Annotated in this window: 4 protein-coding genes; all 4 read left to right on the top strand. The window is 40.6% G+C overall.

The genetic code is table 11. The annotated features are described in order from the left end of the window. Positions 1–183 precede the first annotated feature (183 nt). The 4 genes from VB740_RS35810 (at position 184) to VB740_RS35795 (ending at position 4,846) form a co-directional block, all read left to right on the top strand. Positions 184–1,899 carry an ATP-binding protein gene (locus VB740_RS35810; RefSeq protein ID WP_323204552.1) on the top strand — a complete coding sequence of 572 codons (1,716 nt, stop codon included), beginning with the start codon at positions 184–186 and terminating at the stop codon, positions 1,897–1,899. A 199-nt stretch (positions 1,900–2,098) separates the two neighbouring features. After that, on the top strand, positions 2,099–3,580 hold the full coding sequence (locus tag VB740_RS35805) for a HAMP domain-containing sensor histidine kinase (protein WP_323204551.1): 1,482 nt from the start codon (positions 2,099–2,101) through the stop codon (positions 3,578–3,580). Positions 3,581–3,735: 155 nt separating this feature from the next. Then, a complete protein-coding gene (locus VB740_RS35800) occupies positions 3,736–3,861 on the top strand; it encodes a hypothetical protein (protein WP_323204550.1) in 126 nt (41 codons plus the stop codon). 316 nt (positions 3,862–4,177) lie between these two features. Next, positions 4,178–4,846, top strand: coding sequence for an AIM24 family protein (locus tag VB740_RS35795; RefSeq protein ID WP_323204549.1), 669 nt, complete (start codon positions 4,178–4,180; stop codon positions 4,844–4,846). Positions 4,847–5,018 lie beyond the last annotated feature (172 nt).

The raw sequence follows: 5,018 nt of genomic DNA, 5'->3' as shown, positions 1-5,018 counted from the left end.
ACCTTTCCCCTTTTCCCAGCCCTCACCTAACAATTTTGGGTTGGCAGACTACTAGATTAAAGATTTGGCTAATGGTTGTTGACTCTGTAGCTTTCAGGCATACATGTGGGAATTTTAAAATCAGGGCAAACTCCCCAAAACTGAATTAGCGCAGCAGCCAGCACTTGAGGTTTCGAGCAAGGAATGAAAATTAGTCAGAAATTAATTTCGGGAATTCTAGGAATAGCTACTCTCTCAGTAATTACTGGTGCGATTAATGCTCATCAACAATTGAAGATAGCTAAGTATATTGCTCAACAAGAGGCTGAAGAAGTTGCTGGACTAGTGGCATATTTCGTAAGTCATGAACTTGATGAATACCACGAAATCGGATCGCGAGATAAGATGCTAGCCGAATTGCAAGACCATGTTATCTCGCTACACAAGAGACGTCAGCGCGATCTGGAGATTGTAGACCGCAATAAAATCATTCTGGCAGATGTAGTTCCAGAAGACATTGGTACACGATTAGATCACGATCGCAATAATGAAGTTGGTAAAACTATTCAAGATGATATACCAAGAACTTATGTTGAGTTCAGTTCTGAGTACCCAAAAGGGATTCGATTGATTGCTGTTCCTTTTAAGAATGGTAAGGGTGAAACAGTTGGTGCAGTCATTCTAGAATATACACCGCTTTATGAAGCAGCCCTAGCAACAGCCCATAAAAATATTGTTGCCACATCGGTTATCAGTTTCGTATGTGGCATCCTGGCACTATTAGTAGGTTATTTGATCTCTAGAAGCATTTCAAAACCAATTAAACAGCTCCAGCAAGCTGTGGTAAATTTGGCTGAAGGTAAGCTAGATACCAGAGTTAGTATTCGTTCTCAGGATGAGATTGGCGAGTTAGCTACCTCTTTCAATAAAATGGCGGACGATCTGCAACATTCCAGACATGAGTTGGTCAATGCTAACGAACAATTACGAGACAAAATTGTTGAGCGTCACCACGCAGAAGTAGAACTTCAGCAAGCTCTGAAAGACCTACAAAAAACCCAAATTCAATTAATTCAATCTGAAAAAATGTCCAGTCTGGGTCAATTAGTGGCGGGAGTTGCCCATGAAATTAACAATCCAGTTAATTTTATCTACGGTAACATCCAGTACACTGATGATTACACTCAACAGCTGCTGTTGTTAATTAAGCTTTATCAAAATTATTATCCTAACCCAGAGCCAGAAATTAAAAATGCTAACGAAGAAGCAGATATTGAGTACCTAATAGAAGATTTGCCTAAGATGTTGTCCTCAATGAAGATGGGGGCTAAACGCATCCGGGAAATTGTTCTCAGTCTACGAATTTTCTCTCGCCTGGATGAAGCTGAGTTTAAAACGGCTGATTTGCATGAAGGAATCGACAGTACCCTGTTAATTTTGCAACACCGTCTTAAAGCACAAAATAATCGCCCTCAAATTCAAGTAGTCAAAGAATATGGTGAAATAGCTAAAATCCAGTGTTTTGCAGGGCAAATGAATCAGGTATTTATGAACCTTTTGGCAAATGCAATCGATGCTTTAGAAGAGTGTTTCCAAAAAGAACTTTGTCCAAATCCTTTGATTCGCATTTCTTCTGAACAGGTAAATGAAAATGCGATTATTCGGATTGCTGATAATGGATCAGGAATTCCAGAAGAAATCCAGTCGCGTTTATTTGATCCTTTTTTCACCACAAAACCAGTTGGTAGGGGAACTGGTATGGGATTATCGATCAGCTACCAGATAATTACTGAAAAACATGGTGGATCTTTGCAATGCATTTCATCACCGGGAGAGGGTGCAGAGTTTGTAATTGCAATCCCAATTCGAGAATTGGAATTAGCAGAATTATCAATCTGCGATCGCCATAGCAATCGGTAAAAGTCACCGCAAGTCTTTTTCAACCCCTAACTGCGTAGGCGTAGCCCGTCGTAGACATCGCACTGAGAGGGGAAATTGCGCCCGAATTGTTCGGTTCTACCACTGTCATAAGTACACAAATAGCTATAACCTCTTAGGTAGTAGTCAAATGTCTACCCTAGACGCTGTTAGTCGCTCTTGAATTAAGGGGTGAAAACTTGTGTACGAATGGATATTGCCAAGTCTGAGCGAAATCTTGGCTGAAAATCAATCAAGTGTGGCTGAATGTTCACCTGGTAAAGCAGAGCGGCAATGGCGTGTCAGCCTCGCAGCAACAGAACATTTGCTATTAAGTACTTTAGCATCTGCTTCGGTTGACACAACCCAAGGATTAGTTTTAGCTGCTCCAGCACCCTTATTTAGTCAGCCAAAACTGACTCAAAGCTTACAAACAGTAACTTTTACCGCAAAACCATTTAACCCCTTGGCGCTGATGCCATTTCAGATGCCAGATGTGATGCCTGGGTTGGGCTATGCCAACGCGTCTGGAAATGAAGAAATTGCTCCCCATGAATCGGTACTTCCGTTATTACCTGCCGATCCGTTAGGGGCAGAACAATTTTGCTTAGTTTTTACAGATAAATTTAGATTAGTACTGGTTTTAGCAACTCACAAAAACGGTAAAAAAACCTTTTCATTTTCTTTTGAGCCAGAAGTAGTACAGCAGGCTTGGCGATCGCTAGGAGCAAGGGTAATGCTGGCTAATCCAGAATTTTTTGCCCGCCTGGATACATTAGTACAACAGTATTCTCCGGTAGCACCAGATTGCCGCATCATGATTCAGTTTAGTCAGTTGTTGCTTCAGGAATTAACAGAAGCAGAAGAGACTAAGGATTCTTTGCTAGGGACTGGAGACAAGGACGACAAAGAAAATAACCCATGCCCAATCGCCCAAGCCCAACCCTCAAATCCTGATGTAGAATTGCTCCAAGCCTTCGCTCACGAAGTCCGCACACCCTTAACAACTATTCGCACCATGACTCGTCTGCTGCTGAAGCGGCGAGACTTAGATGCTAGTGTGATTAATCGTTTAAAAATTATCGATCACGAGTGTACCGAGCAAATTGATCGCATGGAGTTGCTGTTTAAGGCAGCAGAATTAGAAACTACTGCCTCAGCCAAATCATCAAAAACTCAACTCACGCCGATGTCTTTAGATCAAGTATTGCAGCAAAGTATTCCCCGTTGGGAACAAGCAGCGCATCGGCGGAACTTAACTTTAAATGTCGTTTTACCCCAGCAACTACCAACAGTGGTAAGCAATCCCACCATGCTGGATCAGGTACTCACTGGTTTGATGGAGAATTTTACTCGCAGCTTACCTGCTGGTAGCCATATTCAAGTACAAGTTATCCCGGCTGGAGATCAACTGAAGTTACAATTATCGCCCCAATTTGGATGCAAAGATTCAAGTAAAGCCGCTATACCTGCGACGCCGCCAATTCGCAAAGCACTTGGTCAACTGCTGATGTTCCAACCAGAAACGGGTACGATTAGTTTGAATATCGCCGCAACCAAGCATTTGTTTCAAGCGATCGGCGGCAAACTGATTGTGCGCCAGCGTCCACACTATGGGGAAGTTTTGACGATTTTCCTGCCCTTAGAAGTTAGCAATAAACAAAAGTCAGGAGTTAAAAGTTAGAAGTCACTAGTCCGTTAACTATTTTTCAAAATTATAAATCTTCACTCTAAATTAACGTAAATTGAACAAACCTCTCCTTATCTTGAGTCTGTCCCTCTCCCTGGTTTTATACCAATTCAATTAATGATTGCAACACATCCTTGGGTAAAGATGCGATGAATTGGGGTAAAGACGCGATGAATCGGGGTAAAGATGCGATGAATCGGGGTAAAGACGCGATGAATCGCGTCTCTACAAATGGTCTATTTGTTGCATTCTTTTTTAAAATTGGTATTACTTAGTAAAACCAGGGAGAGGTCTTTTTTTAGACTCATTTATACGGATACAATCTCAATACTTCTCGGTTAAGAATATTTGTAATATAAATGCCCGACTTCTCACAGAAGTCGGGCATCAATTACCTAAAGATTTGATGTTTAATTAGGCTGACTTATTTTTTATGAACAGAGATAATTCATTTCCATCAAATAAGCTTTGTCTAGCAATATAATTAAATTTTTCTGGCTTGCCATTTGTAAAAATAGATGCCAAAAATGGATATGAATTCTGGCTCAGAACCAAGTAAACATTTTTTGTGCAAAAATCGAAAGGAAAATTATGGCAAGTTTTGAAATCATCGAAAAAGAAAGCTTACGTCTAGTCAAGGTGACTTTACAAAACGAAACAGTACGAACGGAATCTGGTGCTATGTCCTATATACGTGGCAACATTCAGATGCAATCTAAAGCCCCTTCAGCAGGTGGATTTTTAAAATCCCTAGCCACGGGAGAAAACATTTTCCGTCCTACATATACAGGTACAGGTGAATTATATTTAGAGCCTTCTTTATCGGGATATTACATCCTAGAACTAGACGGGAACGAATGGATTTTAGATAGTGGCGCTTATTGGGCTAGTGATGGCACTGTAGAAGTAGGAGTTGAACGAAACAAATTTGTATCAGGCTTAATGGGGGGCGAGGGCTTGTTTCAAACAAAAGTTAAAGGCAGGGGTACAGTGGTGATGGCAGCACAAGGCCCTGTTGAAGTAATAACTTTACGCAATGACCGATTAGTTGTCGATGGAAGTTTTGCGATCGCTCGCACAACTACTTTAAATTATCGCGTTGAAAAAGCTACTAAATCTCTTTTAGGTTCGATGACTTCTGGTGAGTTTCTTGTCAATACTTTTGAGGGAACTGGTACTGTATTACTGGCTCCTGTACCTTATTGGCAAGTTATGATGCTCCGGCAAATTACCGCTACGTTACCAAAAACTTCTAGCTAAGAATCATCAATAATCTTGAAAAAATAAGGAATTAAAAAACTAATTATTCATGATTAAAATAATTAGCTGTTTCTTAAAATTTTAATTCCTTATATAGCAATCATAAATCATTCTTAAAGGCAATAGGCAATAGGCAATAGGCAATAGGCAACAGGCAATAGGCAATAGGCAA

This window comes from Nostoc sp. UHCC 0251, assembly GCF_034932245.1.
Taxonomy (GTDB): Bacteria; Cyanobacteriota; Cyanobacteriia; order Cyanobacteriales; family Nostocaceae; genus Nostoc.
The sequence above is the reverse complement of the archived record's forward strand: the minus strand, read 5'-3'. Positions and strand labels throughout refer to the sequence as shown.